Raw genomic sequence first — 18,625 nt, 5'->3', positions numbered from 1 at the left:
TCCCCTCTCTGTGTTACACGCTTACATGTTCCATTCGACTCTCAGCCTTGAAATCCTGCCTCAGATTCTGCCGGATGCTTCCAACAACAGCTGATCCAGTTCCTGTGCGTACATGACCGCTTGCTCTTCAGACCAGTTCAAACGCCCCGCCATATAAGAGATAACCGCTGCCTTATAACGACGGACTTCATCAATACGGAAGAACAAATCTCCTGTTCTTCTTACCAGAAAGTCAGACGGGGTTACAGTCATCTCTTCTTCGATCGCATAACGCAGCATCAGCAGAAGCTCCTGTGGAAGACCATGAAGCTCTGCCTTGGTCCGTGGATCAGGCATTCGTTCATACAATGATTCCACATTGGAACCATACGTGCGGACGAGACGCTCTGCAGCAGGCCGGGCAAGACCCAGTGCGACACCGTCCTTAATCTTGCGCTCCGCATAGGATACGAATCCAGCTGAACCCCCTACGTGCCCCCCGGAGATCGGCATCTTCTTCGTTACACAAGGACCTATGGAATATCCATTCTCCTGCTCCATCTGACGCGCGACCAGATCAACGACCATCTCGGCCATTTTACGGTATCCGGTTAACTTGCCGCCGGCAATCGTAATCAGACTGGAATCCGATACCCACACTTCATCTTTACGTGAAATTTCGGAAGGATTCTTGCCTTCCTCATGGATTAGCGGACGTACACCCGCCCATCCAGATTCAACATCTTCGGTGCCAACGCCTACATCTGGAAACATGACATTGACGGCATCAATCACATAATCACGGTCCGCCTCGGAGATTCGTGGATGAGCAGGATCATCCTGAAATACCGTATCGGTGGTTCCTACATAGGTTTTACCATCACGAGGGACTGCAAAAACCATTCGTCCATCTGGCGTATCAAAATAGACCGCCTGCCTTAACGGGAATCTGGCACCGTCAAAGACCAGATGAATGCCTTTGGTCATCTGTAGCGTTTTGCCTTGGCGTGAACCATCCAATTCCCGCAGCCCATCAACCCATGGGCCAGAAGCGTTGACTACCTTACTTGCCTTCAGCGGATAAGCCTGGCCGTCGATCTGATCCACGACTTGAATGCCTGTAATCTTGCCGTTCTCCTTCAGGAAACCCTCCGCCTTCACATAGTTCACTGCCTGTGCGCCGCGTTTGACAGCTTCTTTCATGACTTCAATGGTGAGTCTGGCATCATCTGTCCGGTACTCCACATAGAGTCCTCCGCCCAACAATCCCTGTTTGCGCAGTAACGGTTCACTCGCTGACACTGCTCCGGCATTCAACATTTGGCGCCGTTCACTGCGCTTCACCCCGGCGAGCCGATCATACACCATCAGGCCCATGGATGTACTGAAGCGACCGAACGTACCCGCTGTATATATGGGTAGCAACATGGGTTCCGGGGTTGTCACATGTGGCCCATTCTCGTAGACTACAGCCCGCTCCCGTCCTACCTCGGCAACCATTTTCACTTCAAATTGCTTCAAATATCGCAATCCGCCATGGACCAGCTTGGTCGAACGACTGGATGTACCTGCTGCAAAATCCTGCATTTCAACAAGTGCTGTCTTCAATCCACGAGAAGCCGCATCCAGCGCAATCCCTGCTCCCGTAATCCCGCCGCCAATAATCAATATGTCAAAATGTGCATTCGCCATTCTCTGCAAATATTCGGTCCGGTGTTCTGACGAGAAAGATACTGCCATCCTTGAACCTCCCATTGATTCCCTTAATTATTTCGTAAAAAAACAAAAAAAAGGACCACGTCATTCGCTCAGCAATTGCTGAGCGGCACGTGGTCCCTCCCGATCTCCAGACATCATTTTTAACTTGTGAGTTAATCCTATCACAGATTTGGGGCGCCGTGAAGTCCTGAAATGACACATTATTCAAAAAAAATTCAAAAAGTTGCTCTGCCAAAGGATGGTTTTTCAAACCCATCCACTATTATTTTATTTTTCCTTATAGTGGGCATGTGGTTTAGCTTCCCCAGGAAAAATAACCCTGTAAGTTATGCATCATCTTCCACCAGTAATTATCATTTATAACATATGTTTAACGAAAAAGTACAAATGCCCACACCACGAAATATTCATTCATTTCTTTTATTTGAAAGCCATCGCTGCGTTCACCGCTCGCTTCCAGCCTGCATACAATTCTGTCCGTTGGTCCTCAGCCATAACGGGGTGGAAGACACGCTCGGTATTTTCATGATCCGTCAATTCATCCGCATTCGTCCAATATCCAACCGCCAGCCCTGCCAGATAAGCCGCACCGAGTGCAGTCGTCTCATTCACTGTCGGACGTTCGACAGGAATGCCCAGAATATCACTCTGAAATTGCATGAGGAAATCATTGGCTGCGGCTCCACCATCCACGCGTAACGCATTCACGGGAATGCCCGAGTCGGATTCCATGGCTTCAAGCACGTCTTTGGTCTGATAGGCGAGCGCCTCCAGTGTTGCCCGGATAAAGTGTTCCTTCGTCGTGCCACGTGTCAGCCCAAACACCGCTCCCTTGACCTCACTATCCCAATACGGACTCCCGAGTCCCACAAAAGCAGGCACCATATATACGCCATCCGTGGAGGGTACACGTGAGGCATAATCCTCACTATCCTTTGAAGAGCGAAGCATTCTCAACCCATCACGCAGCCATTGAACTGCAGAACCTGCAACAAAAATGCTGCCTTCAAGTGCATATTCAACCTTGCCATTCATGCCCCAGGCAATCGTCGTAATCAGTCCATGGTCCGATTGGACCGGGTCTTCTCCCGTATTCATGAGCATGAAACATCCTGTACCATATGTATTTTTCATGCTGCCCTTGGTGTAGCATCCCTGACCAAACATAGCTGCCTGCTGATCTCCTGCCGTCCCTGCAATTGGAATCCGGTGACCGAAGAAATGGTAATCGGTTGTATGCGCGTACACCTCGGATGAACTGCGTACTTCAGGCAGCATGGCCTTGGGGATGTCGAGAATATCCAGCAATTCATCGTCCCATTGCAGTTCATAGATGTTATACATCAGCGTGCGCGATGCATTGGATACATCCGTGACATGTGTCCCTCCACTTAGCTTCCAGATCAGCCAGCTGTCAATTGTGCCAAACAGCAATTCACCTTTCGCGGCACGCTCCCGGGCACCAGGGACATGATCCAGAATCCACTTCACCTTCGTGCCCGAGAAGTATGGATCGATAAGCAAACCTGTTTTGCGACGAAAAAGATCTCCGAGCCCCTTCGTCTTCAATTCATCACAGATGTCTGCGGTCTGTCTGGACTGCCATACCACCGCATTATAGATGGGCCTGCCCGTCTCTTTGTCCCAGATGACAACGGTCTCCCGCTGATTCGTAATACCGATTCCAGCGATCTGGACCGGCTTGATCCCGCTCTCTGCCAGACAGGAAGCCATAACGGCAAGAATGGAACTCCAGATCTCGTTGGCATTCTGCTCCACCCACCCCGGTTTGGGGAAATATTGAGGGAACTCCTGCTGTGCAATGTGCACAATCTCCCCGCCACGATTAAAGAGAATAGCTCGGGAGCTTGTCGTCCCCTGATCCAGAGCCAAGATATATTTTTCCATACAGACAACCTCCTGTTGTGGGTTATTTTTCAGGGTGTAAGCGATTTCTGAAAGTGTCGAATCAGGTCTGCATTTGATGTGGTCACTGCCGTAGCACCAACGCCAAGCGCCAGTTCGACCTCTTCCGGCGATCGTATCAATCCCCCGCGATAATCGGGATACCGGTGCGTACAGATACCTCCGCAATAATATGCGGAATGACCCCAGGTAGTACTTCAATATAATCAGGTTGAGTCTTGGCCAGCAAGAGATAACTTTTCTCCAGCGCATGGGTATCCAACAGAAAAACACGTTGTATAGCTGTAATGCCTTTCTGCTTCGCCTTCTGAATGACACTTGCCCGTGTAGAGATCAGTCCTGCCGGGCGAATATGCTGACACAGATACTCTGCCGCATACTCATCGTTCTTCAATCCCTGTACCAGATCTGCATGCAAAAGAATCTTCTTGTCATACCGCCGTGCCTCATCCATCATACTCTGAAGCTGTGCAATATGGGTTTCCAGCATTACCCCGTAGGTATAAGGGCCTTCAATCATCGCTTCGAACTGCTTCATGCTCTTCGCAGCCGGCAACATACGTTGTCCCTCAAATGGCACCTTCGTTCCTCCCGCATTCATCAGATTTCTATATTGTATAATCCGCAGTATACGAACGGCAAGCCATTCCGTGAATCTGAAAAAGAGGAGCCTACCCCATCATCCATAACAAAAAAGCCGTTGCTGCACTTCTCCAACATGGAGAGCACAACAACAGCCAATCGATACATCTATGAATTACGTTTAAGCCTGTGCATGCGGAAGCAGCGTCTCTGCCCCAGCCCAGCCATCATTTTCAGCCAAATGACCGGAGCGGCTTACTTTGGTCTGCAGATATTTCTCGTTGAAGGAAGAACGATCTCCCCATAGTGGGACACGTCCGCCCACATTCAATCCCGCTTCCTGCAAGGCCGCAAGCTTCCGCGGATTGTTGGTAATCAATGTAACGGGTGCGGTGCGAAGTGCACGCAATACAGCAATCGCATCATCATAATTACGGGCATCGTCCGTGAATCCGAGTTGCAAGTTCGCATCCACCGTATCCAGACCTTCTTCTTGCAAAATGTACGCCATCGCTTTGCTGAACAGACCAATGCCTCGCCCTTCGTGGTTGGCAAGATAGAACAGCGCACCTGCTCCGTGAGCAGCAATCATTGTCATCGATTGCTCCAATTGGAAGCCACAATCACAGCGTTTGCTGCCAAAGATGTCGCCTGTATGACAGATACTGTGCATCCGAATCATTGCATCCTGCGCTTCGGCAAAGTCACCATACACCAAGACACTGGATTGCTGACGCTCTGCCAGTTCAGCAGCCGCCAAAGATTCGATCAGCTCGCCGCTCTCCATCGCCTTGTCCGATTTCATCCAGCTGTACCACTGGAATGTCTTGGTCTCCCCACCCAGGCTAACCGGAAGTTTAATCGGTCCCACGAGGTAAATGAATTCTTTTCCACTCGGAAAAGTCTGGATTTTGGGGGCAAGCAGTTGAATAATATGTGAATTGATCATTGTAGGTTCCTCCTGTAATAAGCCTTCTTATATGCTGATTGATTCGCATCCAAAGCGAAAATGGATCACTCGGATGTTATATAGTACGTATCTATATTATTTTCATCATCATTAGTTACTTTATGTAAGTTAGTTTAAAATAAAAATTATAATGTGTCAAGTAACTTTTATTTTTAAAGTAACTACTAATTTTATGTTACGTAACTGACACAAATAAGTGTTTCATTTCAGGAATATTGGGTATGAGATTATAAACTGCTCATACACTAATGTTGTAGTCCAAAGCACTTCATGCCTCGAACTTAACGATGAGGGGGTTATGCACATGATCCGCCGGAAAAGAACATGCTGGACAGCCATAATGATGGTCTGCGTCCTGCTTATAAGCGGATGCTCCATCTGGCCCGGACAAGACGATTCAGCGAACAACAAAAAGGTAACGCTTACATTATGGTATTGGAACCGTTCCATCGATGATAAGTTGATTGCCAGGGCCAAAGAGAAGTTCCCCAATATTGAACTGACGGCTCAGAAAATCGGCGGTGATTTCAAAGCAAAGCTCAAAACCACACTCGCTGCACGCTCAGGTGAACCAGATATTGTGGCATTGAACGACTGGATCATGGAGCTATTCCCCAGTGAGGACCGTTTCTATAATCTGTACGATCTCGGCGCAGGAGACGTCGAAGACCAGTATCTGGCGTGGAAATGGAAACAAGGTGTAACACCAAGCGGACAGATGATCGGTTTCCCGATGGATACGGGACCGACAGCCCTCTTTTACCGCGAAGACCTGTTTAAGGAGGCTGGACTTCCATCTGAACCGGATGATGTTACGCGTCAGATTAACAGTTGGGATGCCTATGCTGCTGCAGGAGAACAGATCAAGGAGAAATTCGGAGGCAAGGTATTTCTAACCGATAACATTGGAAGCGTTTACAACCAAGTGTTGTCTCAAGGTGCTGAACGTTACTTCCGACCGGATGGGTCATTTATCGGCATGGATTCCCCTCTGGTGCGAACAAGCTGGGATACCTCTATTGCTTTCCACCAAAAGGGACTTCTTGCCAATGCAGATGGCTGGACTCCAACCTGGAATGCAGCAATGAATAATGGGGAGATTGCCTCCTTTGTCGGTGCGGTCTGGATGAAGCAAGTTCTTCAGGAAGCCGCTCCGGACACATCCGGTAAATGGCGGGTCGCTCGGGCACCGGGAGGAGATGGCAATAACGGGGGATCTTTCCTGTCCATCCTGAAATCCAGCAAGCATCCTAGAGAAGCCTATGAACTGGTTCGCTGGCTGCAAAGCCCCGAAAATCAGCTGGAGCAATATCAGACGCTGAACCTGTTCCCTTCTGCGCCGGGTGTGTTTGATGACCCTGCCGTGAAAGAGAAAGAACCTTTCTTCGGCGGACAGGCGACTGGACCTGTATTTGCCGAATCGGCACAACAAGTGCCGGATGCCTTTTTTGGCGAAAGATACCCTTCGGTACACAACATTATTACCCGGCGGCTGAATGATGTCGCGAATCAAAATACCGATCCTCAGCAGGTCTGGACGGATACGGTACACCGCGTTGAGCGGGAATTGCAGCGTTAACCTGAAGAACGTGTGGTTTCGTTATCCGCAAAGGAGGAATTCATATGGCTGTAACTGAACTTCGCCTTACTCCCGATCCCGGAAATGCAAGACCCGATCTGGATCGGCAGAAGTCACTGTGGTCCAGGATGTGGGAGCATCGTGCACTCTATGTTGCGATATCGCCGTTTTATATTCTGTTTGCGGTATTTGGCTTGTTCCCGATCGGGTTCTCACTCTATCTGGCTTTTCATAAGTGGGATGGCATCGGTGTCATGACGTACAACGGACTTAACAATTTCAAATACATGCTGACCGATGCAGAGTTCTGGCAAGCTGTGGGCAATACATTCATGATCTGGATTTACGCCACCATTCCGATGCTGTTCTTTGCCCTCATTATTGCCTTTCTGCTGCATGCACCTTTTGTCAAATTCCGCACCCTATTTCGGGTCGGTTATTTCATGCCAAACGTCACGTCCATCGTGGCGGTAGCCATTATCTTCGGTGCTTTATTTGCCAACAATTATGGCTTTCTCAATTATCTGTTACAGTCAGTCGGGCTACCGGTGGTAGAGTGGCTGAATGCACCGTGGGGCATCAAAGTCGCGATCTCCTCCATGGTGGTCTGGCGCTGGACCGGGTATAACGCGGTCATCTATCTGGCCGGACTTCAGAGCATCCCTCAGACGTTATACGAAGCAGCCAAGATTGACGGGGCATCAGCGATACAATCCTTTTTCCGAATTACGATTCCGATGTTGCGTCCGGTTATCCTGTTCACGGTCATTACATCAACTATCGGCGGTATGCAGCTGTTCACCGAGCCACAAATATTGGTAGGTAACAATGGCGGCGCAGGTGCAGCAGGCATGACGATTGTATTGTACCTCTACCGTGAATCCTTCATTAACAATTACTTCGGATATGGCGCTGCCGTTGGTTGGGGCATGTTCCTCATTATCGCCCTGTTCTCGATTGTGAACTGGAAGCTTGTTCAAGGCAAATCATCCTGATGTGATAAGGGGGAGCGCACATGGCGACCAAACACCTCAAATCGCTGGTGTTGTATACCGGTCTTATCGGGGGCATGCTCATATCCATGTTCCCGTTCTATTGGCTGATTGTAATGTCTACCCGGACAACGTCCGATATCTACAAGTTCCCGCCCCAGCTCTGGTTCGGGGGTGAATTCTGGAATAATATTACGCGGGTGCTGCAACAGATTGATTTCTGGGGTGCCTTCCTGAATACGTTGTTTGTGTCGGGCCTCGTGACGATCCTTGTACTGTTTTTTGACTCACTCGCGGGGTTTGCGTTTGCGAAGTTTGATTTTCCCGGCAAAAAGTGGCTCTTCATCCTGCTGCTCGCGACCATGATGGTACCTTCTCAGCTGTCGCTGGTGCCTTCGTTCGTGCTCATGGCCACGTTCGGCTGGGTCGGTTCCTTCAAAGCCCTCATCATACCAGGCATGGTGAATGCCTTCGGCATCTTCTGGATTCGCCAGTATGCGACCGAGTCGATTCCGAACGATTTGCTGGATGCGGGCCGTATCGACGGCTGTAATTTCTTCCGACTCTATTGGAATGTAGCACTGCCCATTCTGCGACCTGCCTTTGCATTCCTCGGCGCGTTCACGTTCATCGGGGTATGGAATGACTATCTATGGCCGCTCATTGTCCTGACGGATGAACGCAAATACACGCTCCAGATTGCGTTGTCTCAATTAAACGGACTGTACAACACAGACTATGCGATGGTGATCGCAGGTACGTTGCTCGCTGTCATTCCGCTCATCATCATGTTCCTGTTCATTAGCCGCCAGTTTATTTCGGATATTGCCGCAGGAGCGGTGAAGGATTGAAGATTGTGTAGTAGAGATTGGCGTATTGTGATCCATTTTGATCCATCCCTCAAGTCTGATATTCTTATCTATAGATAAAATACCAGATGCCGTATAAGTTAAATGAATAGCGCCACGTGGGCGGAGGGGATAGAAAGAGCCTGAAGAAATGAAGTGTTCGCATTTATAACCAAATTTCTCCCTTTGAAGAGAGAATCAAGAAATTTGGGGATAACGGCGATCGGAAGGCTTTCTGTACCCGAAGTGTTAACGTGTAACAGCATTCATTTCACATATATATTCAAGAAAGAGGGATGACCAAATGGCTTCTTCACCCTATATGATCGGCGTAGATATCGGCACGACCTCCACCAAAGCCGTCTTGTTTGAACAGAACGGAACCATTGTGGCTCAAGGCAGTGCCGATTATCCACTATACACACCTACTCCTGCCATTGCAGAGCAGGATGCGGAAGATATTTTTAAAGCAGTAATATCATCGGTTAAACAGGCCACCTCCAAAGCGGGAGTGAAGCCGGACGACATTTCATTCGTATCCTTCAGCTCGGCTATGCACAGTATCCTGCCTGTCGATCAACACGGCAAACCGCTGATGCGGGCCATGACATGGGCAGACAATCGCAGTGCCGAATGGACGGAAGTACTCAAGTCCGAGATGAATGGTCACGAGATCTATCTGAGAACAGGCACACCGATTCATCCGATGTCCCCACTCACCAAAATCATGTGGCTCACCCGGGATCAACCCGAACTGTTCAGACAGACACACAAATTCATCTCCATGAAAGAATATGTCTTCTATAAATTGTTCTCGGAATACGTCATTGATCACTCGATGGCCTCAGCCACTGGACTCATGAACCTGGACAAACTGAACTGGGACGCAGAAGCACTTCATGTAGCGGGTATTACCCCGGAGCATCTGTCCCGATTGGTGCCGACAACGCATGTACTGAAACATGGATTGCACCCGGAGTATGCAAAGGAGATGGGCATTGCAATCACGACCCCCTTTGTCATCGGGGCCAGTGATGGGGTACTCTCCAATCTGGGCGTGAACGCAATCGATCCAGGCGTAGTTGCGGTGACCATTGGCACCAGCGGAGCCATTCGTACCGTTGTCGACAAACCGGTGACCGATCCGAAAGGACGCTTCTTCTGTTATGCACTCACGGAGGACGCATGGGTCATTGGCGGGCCAGTGAATAATGGTGGCGTTATTTTTCGCTGGATTCGGGATGAGTTAGCAGCATCCGAAGTGGAGACGGCGAAGCGACTGGGGATTGATCCGTATGAAGTACTGACTCGTGTAGCTGAAAATGTTCCTCCAGGCTCAGAAGGTCTGCTGTTCCATCCGTACATGACGGGTGAGCGCGCTCCGCTCTGGAATCCAAATGCTCGTGGCTCGTTCTTCGGCCTGACGCTGCATCATAAGAAAGAGCATATGATTCGCGCCGCGCTTGAGGGTGTCTTGTTCAACCTGTACACGGTCATGCTGGCGATTGAAGAGAAGATTGGACGTCCAAAGAAGATCCAGGCAACAGGAGGCTTTGCCCGCTCCGAGCTGTGGCGGCAGATGATGGCGGATATTTTCGATCAGGATGTCATCATCCCCGAAAGCATCGAGAGCTCCTGCCTCGGCGCAGCCGTACTCGGACTGTATGCGACGGGCCGCATCGATTCCCTGAGCGCCGTCTCCGGCATGATCGGTTCGACGCATCGGCACCAGCCAGACCCCGACAGTGTCCGCGTCTATCGGGAATTGCTGCCGATCTTCATCCGCATCTCCCGCAAATTCGAAGAGGAATATGCAGACATCGCTGCTTTTCAGAATAGGACGATGCAGGAGTAGGAATAACGCGCCTGAGATTCGTTAGAATCTTAACTCAGTCAAATACCATACAATTGCGTGTGTCAGGTTCGTTAAAATTTGACCACACGCGCTGAATTTTTCCAAAGTAAAGTTGGTCAAGACATAGGGGTGTTGTCAGCGTCAGCTGCGTTACCCTAGGAAGGTTGGGGGCGCCCAGCTACAGCGAGCTTGGCTAACATAAGCTTTCAGACTAAGGCTTACTTTGTTATCATTGTAATATGTACATTTCATAATGAAGTCTGCTAGAAATGCAGCTCTTACATGCGACCGCCGTCGTATATCCGTATCGGTGAAGGCGAGCCTTCATTAGAGCAAAAGCCATCAATCCGTGTTCTGCATGATTGATATATGGTTGAGGACTGTACATAACCAAAAACTCCACAACCTTGAATGGCTGTAGAGTTTAGTTTCGAAACAAGATCATATTTACTTTTTACATCAAGCGATTACTGCTTATAGTTACTGAACGCATTCTCGTCAGCCTGTACATTCTCCAGATACACAATCTGCCCCGCATCATTCACACGTGCAATATCAATGCCTGCTTTGGCATATACCGTTCCGTCCGCCGCTTGTCCGCATACCGCCCAGTTGGTCTGGTAGCTGCCGTCAGGCTGTTGCATCCACCCGTCCCACATGTGTTTAACATCCTTATTGTACTCGTAGAAAGCTTTCATAAAACCGTCAAATCCTGTGCGGCTGGTGCCGTTAAGCACAATCTCTGCGTCCGGTGTGAACAAAGACAATAAGTCCTGCATGGCACGCTCGTCTGAACGTGAAGCATCAAATAAACGGAAATAGTTGTTCAACATCGTAGTCGTACTTGTGGTACTCATTCATATTCCTCCTAGAATAAAAAGCCGTTTTCTAATCTTACAGTTCGAATATTTTCGAACTAACTGAAGAGAAATGTAACATACTTCTTATACTGCCTGCAAGATATAGTTCGAAATTTTTCAAACATTGAAAGAGAAAGCCGAATGTGCTAACGTCATAGATATGAGAACTCCAACGATACCTATGGCTTCGGAATTGAAGCTGACCACGGTTTGCAATGCATTGGGTGATCCGATCCGCATGAAAATTGCACACTGTCTGGCCGGCTCTGGCGAGAAAAACTGTTCCGCCTTCGAAGTAGATCATATTTCCAAATCCACGTTGTCCCATCACATCAAAATTTTACGTGAAGCTGGCGTGATCCAGCCGCGTATTGAAGGTAAACAGCACTTTTATTCCCTACGAAAGGAAGAATTAAACACGCGTTTTCCAGGTCTAGTCGAGATGATCCTGAATACAACCGCGGAATACGCACATTAAAGTAAGCAGCTTTGGGATAGAAGAACCACAATGATCATAATCGTAATTTGGATACAGGAGGCTAACGATATGGACCAAAAAGCAGCCAAGATACTGCTGGGCACATTCTGGGGAAGTGGCGGCTGGAAGGCAGCCTTTGCGCCCTTCTCCGGGGATGAATTTGAATATGCCAAAAGCAAAGGCGTCATGTTCGACCCACTCACGATCACCCATGACGAGATGGTTCAGCGCCTACACGACATGCATCAGGATGACTCGTTCAAGGAACGGGTGATTTCGGCTTTTCTACATAGTCTGTCCACCAAAAAAGTTTATCTACGTAGCGCACTTTCCAGCTGGGCTTTAACATCGAGGATGCCCCTGCACACCTACGGGGAACGTCCTGCGCTTCATCCCAATACCAGCTCCTGTGGAGATTGTAATTTCCTGCGTTTGCAATCCGACCAACACTATACCAACGTAGACCTGAACGTCATGAATTTTGAACGGATGAAATGGGGCGGGGTTCGTCATGGCTGGTTGCTCTATTGTCTGATGGACTTGGAATTGCTTCGTCTCGACAACGATGCATGTTATGAAGTAACCCCTGAAGACCAAGCCATCCTGGTTAACCTGCTTGAAACAGCCCAGACGGAAGATCCTAAAGATAGCGCACGCTCTCTGGAGAAAAAGTGGAAAGACCTGTTCCCTTCCAGCAAACAGGAACGGGATGCCCTGCTGGAAATTTGGTCCGCAGCCGGCATATTGGCTCCTGGAGAACAACCGAGAAAAGGTAAAGGTGGTTCCAGCGATTTCAATTTTGCAGCAATCTGGCAAGGCGATGACGGTTATAATGCAGAAGCGGCCCAGCATTACTTTGGCTCCTACCTTCCCCAAACGCTATAAACCTTGCTCTGCTGCTACTTTAAAGACGGACAGGTTACAATAATGACATCGACAGATTTCTGGTTTAGCTCGTATAATAGGGGAAATTGGTAGATGGGAGTGAAACAAGCAAAGTTATGGTATACATACTGGCTTTTATATTGTCTTTTGCTGTCGTGGTTCTGCTTATTCCGCCACTTGGTCGACTGGCACACCGGCTCGATTTTGTGGACAAGCCCCGGGTAGACGTGGAGCGTAAGCTGCACAGGCAACCGATTCCACTAACGGCGAGTTACGCGATATTTACTGGATTCTTCCTGACATACATTGTACTAACGAAAGAAATCACATGGGAAACGGCGGCTCTGGTCGCTGGCGGTATGCTTCTGTTAACGATCGGTACCATCGACGACTGGTACAAAACCAAAGGCAAAGACTTCCCTGCCCTGCCCAAGATGATTGTTCAGGTCTCTGCGGCAGTGCTCGTATTTGCTTCCGGCATTGCGTTCACCGGGTTCGTGAATCCGTTCAATGCGGAATACATCATGCTACCGATCTGGCTGCAATTCATTCTGACGATCCTCTGGATCTTCGGGGTAACCACCGTTATTAACTTCTCCGACGGCATGGACGGACTGGCTGGCGGATTATCTGCGATCTCGGCGATTACACTGTTTATCGTGGCTATTACCAAAGGTCAAAGTGATTCTGCGCTTATGTCTATCATTCTGGTTGGGGTAACGATCGGTTATCTGAAGTACAACAAGGCTCCTGCCAAAGTGTTCATGGGGGATGCAGGCGCTACGTTCCTTGGCTTCATCCTGGCCGTTATTGCCTTGGACGGCGCTTTCAAACAAGCAACCATGTTGTCCATTTTCATTCCGATTCTGGCGCTCGGTGTACCGATCTTCGACAATATTTTTGTCGTCATCAAACGCTTTATTCAAGGCAAAGCCATCTATCAGGCTGATGCGAGTCAGGCTCATTATCGACTACTTCGTGCCGGATTGAACCACAAGCAGGTGGTTGGCGTGCTATATCTCGTCAGCACATGCCTCTGTCTGTCCTCTATTATTCTGATGTTAGTGGAGTTGTAAAACTAAAATAACGAATAGAAATCACAGAAGCCACCTTCATTGCGTTGAGGGTGGCTTTCTTATGATGTTCTTTTTGAACCACATACCTTTTTTCGGACTCCATTCTGTTAACTCACGCGCTTCAAGCCTACGATTTAACCGCCCCAGCCATAGCGCCTCCAACAATGAAACGTTGCAAAGCAACATACAGCACAACCAGCGGCAAGGTAACGATTAGAATGCCACAGGCCAACAACGGCCAGTTATTCATGTATTGTCCATAGAAGGTGAAGAGCCCCTTGGTCACCGGCTGATAATTCGGATCAGATAGATAGATGGTCGGTCCAATAATATCGTTCCATACCCCAATCGCCGTGAGAATAATGCCTGTTGCCAGTATAGGCTTCATTAACGGAACAAGGATGGTGAACAGATACCGTGTATACCCACACCCATCCATCGCAGCCGCCTCATCCAGTTCACGCGATATAGACTTGATATAACCTACAAACATGAGAAACGCAATGCCTGTACCTGTCGTCTTCAATAAAATGTACCCGATTTGGGTGTTATATAGACCCAGATTGTTGATCAGGGAAAACTGCGGAATGAGCGGGTTCGGAAGATACATGGAGATCAGAAAGAAAATATAAATGAGTGTGCTGAACTTCACGTATCTGCGTGCGAGCGGAAATGCAGCAAATACAGATAAAATCAACGTCAGCAGGGTGGACATCCCTGTATAGAGCACACTGTTCCACATATACTGAGAGAAGTTTCCTTTATTCCATGCTTCTGCAAAATTCTCTAGCCGAATGCCTTCGGTAAGTGCGACAGGATCTAGTAAATACTCCGTCTGTGTCTTCATGGATACATTGAACAGATAGAATAGAGGGAAAATATACAACGCAAGCATAAGCAGGACGATGACGTAGCTGATCATTCTCGACGTGTTGCTCTGCTTCATTACACTTCCACCTCTCTTCGGCGAAGATAAAACAGCGCCACCATGGATATCGTAAATACAAAGAGGAACTGAATCATCGCAACGGCGGAAGCCAAACCGTAATCAGCCGTCCCGGTGCCAAATGCCGTAGCATATACATCAAACGCAAGCGTCGTTGTATTGAACTTACCACCTGTGAGTACATAGATAATGTCAAAGGTTTGCAAAGCCCCGATAATGGACAACAGCATGTTGACCGTGAATGCAGGAGCAATCATCGGGAACGTAATGTTAATAAATGCTTTCCACCCCGAAGCACCATCCATGTAACCTGCCTCATACAGATCGCTCGGAATGGATTGCAGACCTGCAAGAAAAATCGTCATGGAGTAACCCATGTACATCCAGATTTGAACAAAAATAATCAGTTCAAAGGCAATATTATAATCGCCAAAAAAGTTGGAACTGGTCCCAAAGAAATTCAGAAGCGACTGGGCGGGTCCACCCAGCGGATTCGCAACAAGTTGCCAAATGAGTCCAGACACCGTAACACCCAGCACCACCGGCAAAAAGAATACCGCACGATACAATTTATCGCCTTTAAGCTTCTTATTGACCAAGATCGCCATGAACAAGCCTACTGCATTTTGTATGATCACAACAGCAAATGCAAAATATAAGGATCGCCCAATCGCATCCATTCGATCTCCCGCATTGGATGCACCAAAAAAGGTTTTATAATTTTCGAAGCCGACAAAGCTCCATTCCTGGCCCCGAACGCCAGTAGCATCCGTAAACGAAAACAGTACCGTTACGAGTGATGGGCCGAAGCCAAACACGACATAAAGCAGCAATGGAATGCTCAAAAACAGATAAGGAATCAGCCGTGCCTTACCTTTGCCAAACGGATACATCGTCCTCACACCTTTCATGGGGTAACACTAAGACAAAGGAAAACCGGAATAACCGCCTGGTCGGGCCTGAAGGCTCTGACCCGAGCGCTATTCCGGCGCTTGCGGCACATTTAGTGCCATGAACGTTAATTTACTTCGGAGCAGCAGCGTCCCAGTCCGCTTGTGACTTGCTCGCAAGCTCTTCCGGTGTTGCAATCGGTCCGGCAGGCTTGAGCATCTCCGCGTGAACGCTGGCCTCAGCAATGTACTGTCCTACATTCTGACGGTTAATGAACAACTGATCCCAGGAAAGCTTGAAGTCTTCCAGGTATGGCTGAATGCCTTTGATAAACTCACTCGTCATTTCCACATCAGGCTGTGTTGGCAGGAAGCCGGCTGCATTCACAAAGTCCGTGTAGTTCTCTTTCTCCGACAACATTTCAAGCCATTTCATTGCGTAATCCTTGTTCGGTGATTTATCCACCACCATCCAGGTCATATCGTATTTACCAGCCAGATTTTGGTTCTTGGCAGCATCATTGCTACCCGGAATGGGGAAATACCCGAACTTCAGATCAGGGTTGGCCGTTTGAATCGTCGTTGCATCCCAAGTGCCGTCAGCAATCATAGCCACCTTGCCTGTGGCGAACAAACTTGGTAATGTTCCGTAGTCAATGCCCATGAAGCCAGACATTGCACTGTTCATCAAAACCTGAGATTTTTGCAAGACTTCAATTTGCACCGGATCAGTCAGCTTCGTTTCGCCAGTCCACAGACCTTTGATATAACCAAGCTGATCATCATGAATAGAAGCCTGAAGGCCTTGTACTGCAAGGCCTATTGGCCATACATCCTTACCGGCGAAACCAAGTGCTTCTACTCCATTGTCTTTAAACACCTGGATGACATTTTGCAATTCATCCCAGGTTGAAGGTATTTCCAGATTATATTTTGCAAAGAGATCCTTATTGTAGAACAATCCTGTGAAAGCCACCTTGCCCATGTTTACACCGTACACCTTGTCGTTGTACGTCATGGCATTCTGTACATCCACATCATTGTAGTTTTTGATAAATGATTGATCAGACAGATCACTGATCAGCCCTGCTTCAATCCACTGTTTCCACATCGGATCAGCAGCACCCTTGGACCATTCCTGCGGAGCGCCTACAAAGCTTGACTTGAGCGGAATGATATCCACATCTCCGTTGTTACCAGCGTTCATCCGTGTTTGCATCAACTGATCGTAAGTTGCGTCTGCCGGAACTGTTGTATATTCCACCTTAACGTCCGGATATTTTTCTTCAAATTTCTTATTGAACTCTTTGATGTAGTTGTTAATATTCTCCTGCTGCCAGTGAATGATCTTCAAAGTCACTTTTTTGCTGCCATCTGCAGTCTGGCTTCCTTCTGATTCGGTAGAGCTACTGCCACAAGCTGCAAGTAAAAATAGTAAAGCGGTTACAAGTGAAATGGATAATATCTTTTTCTTCATATCGTTTACCCCCAACCATTTGGAATTAATTTACGAAACTAGTTTCGTTATTCACCACCTCATTATGACTCCACCTCGTTATTTTGTAAATAGTTTATTTATTTTCCTATAATTTCTACACCTCAATCCGCTTGGTATAAGGAATTACAGTATCTATAATTTTTTCCCTTTCAAAACACCCTAAATGTTCTATACTTATCAAGTTAATGTGCTAAACTCCAATAGAATTCTCGTGATATATATCTCTAACCAACTAAAATCTATGTATAGCTGTTATTTTAAGTTTGAAACATCCTTCTGCTGTTGACTCTCCGTCCGTAGTGACATAAAATATTTCTTAAAAGCTAAGAGAACGGTATAGCAACAGTTTACGAAATCGGTTTAGAAGTCGAGGGATGTTTATGAATATCAAAACGATAGCCAGTTTAGCCGGCGTGTCTGTTGCAACGGTGTCCAAGATCATCAACAACTATCCAGATATCGGTGAGGAGACTCGCCAACGAGTGATTAAGATTATGGAGGAGACCGGCTATCGTCCTTCTTCTTCAGCCAAAACGCTCGCGACCAAAAAATCCAACCTCGTTGGCGTCGTTTTTGCAGGGAAGCTGAACGTAGATTTCAGTCACCCTTTCTTCGTACAGGTTATCAATGCTTTTAAGAAACAAATTGGCTTGCTCGGATATGATTTACTCTTCTTCTCGAATGAGAAGTTTCTGGATCAGGGCGAAGACTACTTGGCGCGATCCAAATATTTTCAAGTAGATGGCTGCATTATTATTGCGGGGGATGAAGTGGAGAGCAGCGTATCCGACCTTGATGCAAGCCCCACTCCGTGTATCGGAATTGATATCGAGCTGACTGGACAGAGCTCTTGTTACATCATGTCGGATAATGAGAAGATTTCAACCAAAGTTGTAGAGCAATTCTATATGAACGGTTACCGGGAAATGGGGTTTATCGGGCTGGGGCGAACTTCTCTCGTGATGCAACAGAGGGAGAAGGCATTCAAACGTTCCCTAAAGCAGTTTAGTCTTGAGGAGAATCCCGACTGGGTGGTATACAGCAAAGATTATGCCGCGACGGACGGATACGAAGCCGCCAAGCAAATGCTCACCTGTGCCGTCCTGCCACGCGCGGTATTTGCAGCCACGGATCTGCTTGCATTCGGAGCTATTCGCGCCTTTAAGGAAGCGGGTTTGCGCATTCCGGAGGATATTGCCGTAGCGGGTTGTGACGATATCGAAGCCTGCCGTTATACCGATCCGCCGCTAACAACCGTCAAACAGGATACGGACAAAATCGGACGTCTTGCCGCCATGATTCTGTTCGATCTAATGAATAAACAAATGGATAATCGTTGCATTAAAGTCGAACCAGAACTGGTTCTGCGTCAATCCTGTGGAACAGCAATGCTCCCGGGCCACGGGATCTGAACAAACTTGACGAGAGTTAGCAACAACAATACGTATACCCGCTGTGAACATGACAAAAACGAGCCTTGGAATCACTCCATGGCTCGTTTCGCGTTCAGAGAGAATCTGTACCTCTCAGAAATATGGATAT

Annotated in this window: 15 protein-coding genes and 1 pseudogene; 8 read left to right on the top strand and 8 right to left on the bottom strand. The window is 48.0% G+C overall.

All coding sequences use genetic code 11. The annotated features are described in order from the left end of the window. Positions 1 to 60: 60 nt before the first annotated feature. The 4 genes and pseudogenes from C0Q44_RS07460 to C0Q44_RS07445 form a co-directional block, all read right to left on the bottom strand. Entirely contained in the window at positions 61 to 1,719 is a 1,659-nt protein-coding gene (locus tag C0Q44_RS07460) for a glycerol-3-phosphate dehydrogenase/oxidase (RefSeq protein ID WP_105406699.1), read from the bottom strand. Positions 1,720 to 2,118: 399 nt separating this feature from the next. Continuing rightward, positions 2,119 to 3,606 carry a glycerol kinase GlpK gene (glpK, locus tag C0Q44_RS07455; RefSeq protein ID WP_105406698.1) on the bottom strand — a complete coding sequence of 496 codons (1,488 nt, stop codon included), beginning with the start codon at positions 3,604 to 3,606 and terminating at the stop codon, positions 2,119 to 2,121. Positions 3,607 to 3,635: 29 nt separating this feature from the next. Continuing rightward, positions 3,636 to 4,204, bottom strand: a pseudogene (locus C0Q44_RS07450) (glycerol-3-phosphate responsive antiterminator). 183 nt (positions 4,205 to 4,387) lie between these two features. Continuing rightward, positions 4,388 to 5,155: a GTP cyclohydrolase II gene (locus C0Q44_RS07445; RefSeq protein ID WP_105406697.1), complete on the bottom strand. Its 768-nt coding sequence runs from the start codon at positions 5,153 to 5,155 to the stop codon at positions 4,388 to 4,390. Between the two features lie 325 nt (positions 5,156 to 5,480). Here C0Q44_RS07445 and C0Q44_RS07440 point away from each other — a divergent pair, with 325 nt between their 5' ends. From C0Q44_RS07440 to gntK, 4 genes are all read left to right on the top strand, one after another. Beyond that, a complete protein-coding gene (locus tag C0Q44_RS07440) occupies positions 5,481 to 6,755 on the top strand; it encodes an ABC transporter substrate-binding protein (RefSeq protein ID WP_105406696.1) in 1,275 nt (424 codons plus the stop codon). Positions 6,756 to 6,883: 128 nt separating this feature from the next. After that, the gene (locus C0Q44_RS07435) at positions 6,884 to 7,750 is read left to right on the top strand and encodes a carbohydrate ABC transporter permease (protein ID WP_374955092.1); all 867 of its coding nucleotides are present in this window, start codon (positions 6,884 to 6,886) and stop codon (positions 7,748 to 7,750) included. Between the two features lie 20 nt (positions 7,751 to 7,770). Continuing rightward, positions 7,771 to 8,598 (top strand): carbohydrate ABC transporter permease, encoded by an 828-nt coding sequence (locus C0Q44_RS07430; RefSeq protein WP_105406695.1) that lies wholly within the window; start codon positions 7,771 to 7,773, stop codon positions 8,596 to 8,598. A 301-nt stretch (positions 8,599 to 8,899) separates the two neighbouring features. Next, on the top strand, positions 8,900 to 10,450 hold the full coding sequence (gene gntK / locus C0Q44_RS07425) for a gluconokinase (RefSeq protein ID WP_105406694.1): 1,551 nt from the start codon (positions 8,900 to 8,902) through the stop codon (positions 10,448 to 10,450). Positions 10,451 to 10,917: 467 nt separating this feature from the next. On the opposite strand, the gene C0Q44_RS07420 is transcribed toward gntK, so the two are convergent. Next, a complete protein-coding gene (locus tag C0Q44_RS07420; protein WP_105406693.1) occupies positions 10,918 to 11,307 on the bottom strand; it encodes a nuclear transport factor 2 family protein in 390 nt (129 codons plus the stop codon). A 163-nt stretch (positions 11,308 to 11,470) separates the two neighbouring features. Between C0Q44_RS07420 and C0Q44_RS07415 the strand changes: the two genes are divergently transcribed. From C0Q44_RS07415 to C0Q44_RS07405, 3 genes are all read left to right on the top strand, one after another. Further along, positions 11,471 to 11,788 (top strand): ArsR/SmtB family transcription factor, encoded by a 318-nt coding sequence (locus C0Q44_RS07415; RefSeq protein ID WP_258166203.1) that lies wholly within the window; start codon positions 11,471 to 11,473, stop codon positions 11,786 to 11,788. Between the two features lie 69 nt (positions 11,789 to 11,857). Then, positions 11,858 to 12,673: a hypothetical protein gene (locus C0Q44_RS07410; RefSeq protein WP_105406691.1), complete on the top strand. Its 816-nt coding sequence runs from the start codon at positions 11,858 to 11,860 to the stop codon at positions 12,671 to 12,673. A 116-nt stretch (positions 12,674 to 12,789) separates the two neighbouring features. Then, positions 12,790 to 13,749 carry an MraY family glycosyltransferase gene (locus C0Q44_RS07405; protein WP_105406690.1) on the top strand — a complete coding sequence of 320 codons (960 nt, stop codon included), beginning with the start codon at positions 12,790 to 12,792 and terminating at the stop codon, positions 13,747 to 13,749. A gap of 127 nt (positions 13,750 to 13,876) precedes the next feature. On the opposite strand, the gene C0Q44_RS07400 is transcribed toward C0Q44_RS07405, so the two are convergent. From C0Q44_RS07400 to C0Q44_RS07390, 3 genes are all read right to left on the bottom strand, one after another. Continuing rightward, a complete protein-coding gene (locus C0Q44_RS07400; protein ID WP_105406689.1) occupies positions 13,877 to 14,695 on the bottom strand; it encodes a carbohydrate ABC transporter permease in 819 nt (272 codons plus the stop codon). Beyond that, a complete protein-coding gene (locus C0Q44_RS07395; protein WP_105406688.1) occupies positions 14,695 to 15,588 on the bottom strand; it encodes a carbohydrate ABC transporter permease in 894 nt (297 codons plus the stop codon). Before C0Q44_RS07395 ends, C0Q44_RS07400 begins: the two co-directional genes overlap by 1 nt. 130 nt (positions 15,589 to 15,718) lie before the next feature. Continuing rightward, positions 15,719 to 17,062, bottom strand: coding sequence for an ABC transporter substrate-binding protein (locus C0Q44_RS07390; protein WP_105406687.1), 1,344 nt, complete (start codon positions 17,060 to 17,062; stop codon positions 15,719 to 15,721). Positions 17,063 to 17,463: 401 nt separating this feature from the next. Between C0Q44_RS07390 and C0Q44_RS07385 the strand changes: the two genes are divergently transcribed. Further along, a complete protein-coding gene (locus tag C0Q44_RS07385) occupies positions 17,464 to 18,495 on the top strand; it encodes a LacI family DNA-binding transcriptional regulator (RefSeq protein ID WP_105407636.1) in 1,032 nt (343 codons plus the stop codon). The last annotated feature ends 130 nt before the right edge of the window (positions 18,496 to 18,625 follow it).

The organism is Paenibacillus sp. PCH8 (genome assembly GCF_002968835.1).
GTDB lineage: Bacteria > Bacillota > Bacilli > Paenibacillales > Paenibacillaceae > Paenibacillus.
This window is presented reverse-complemented; position numbering and strand designations above follow the sequence as displayed.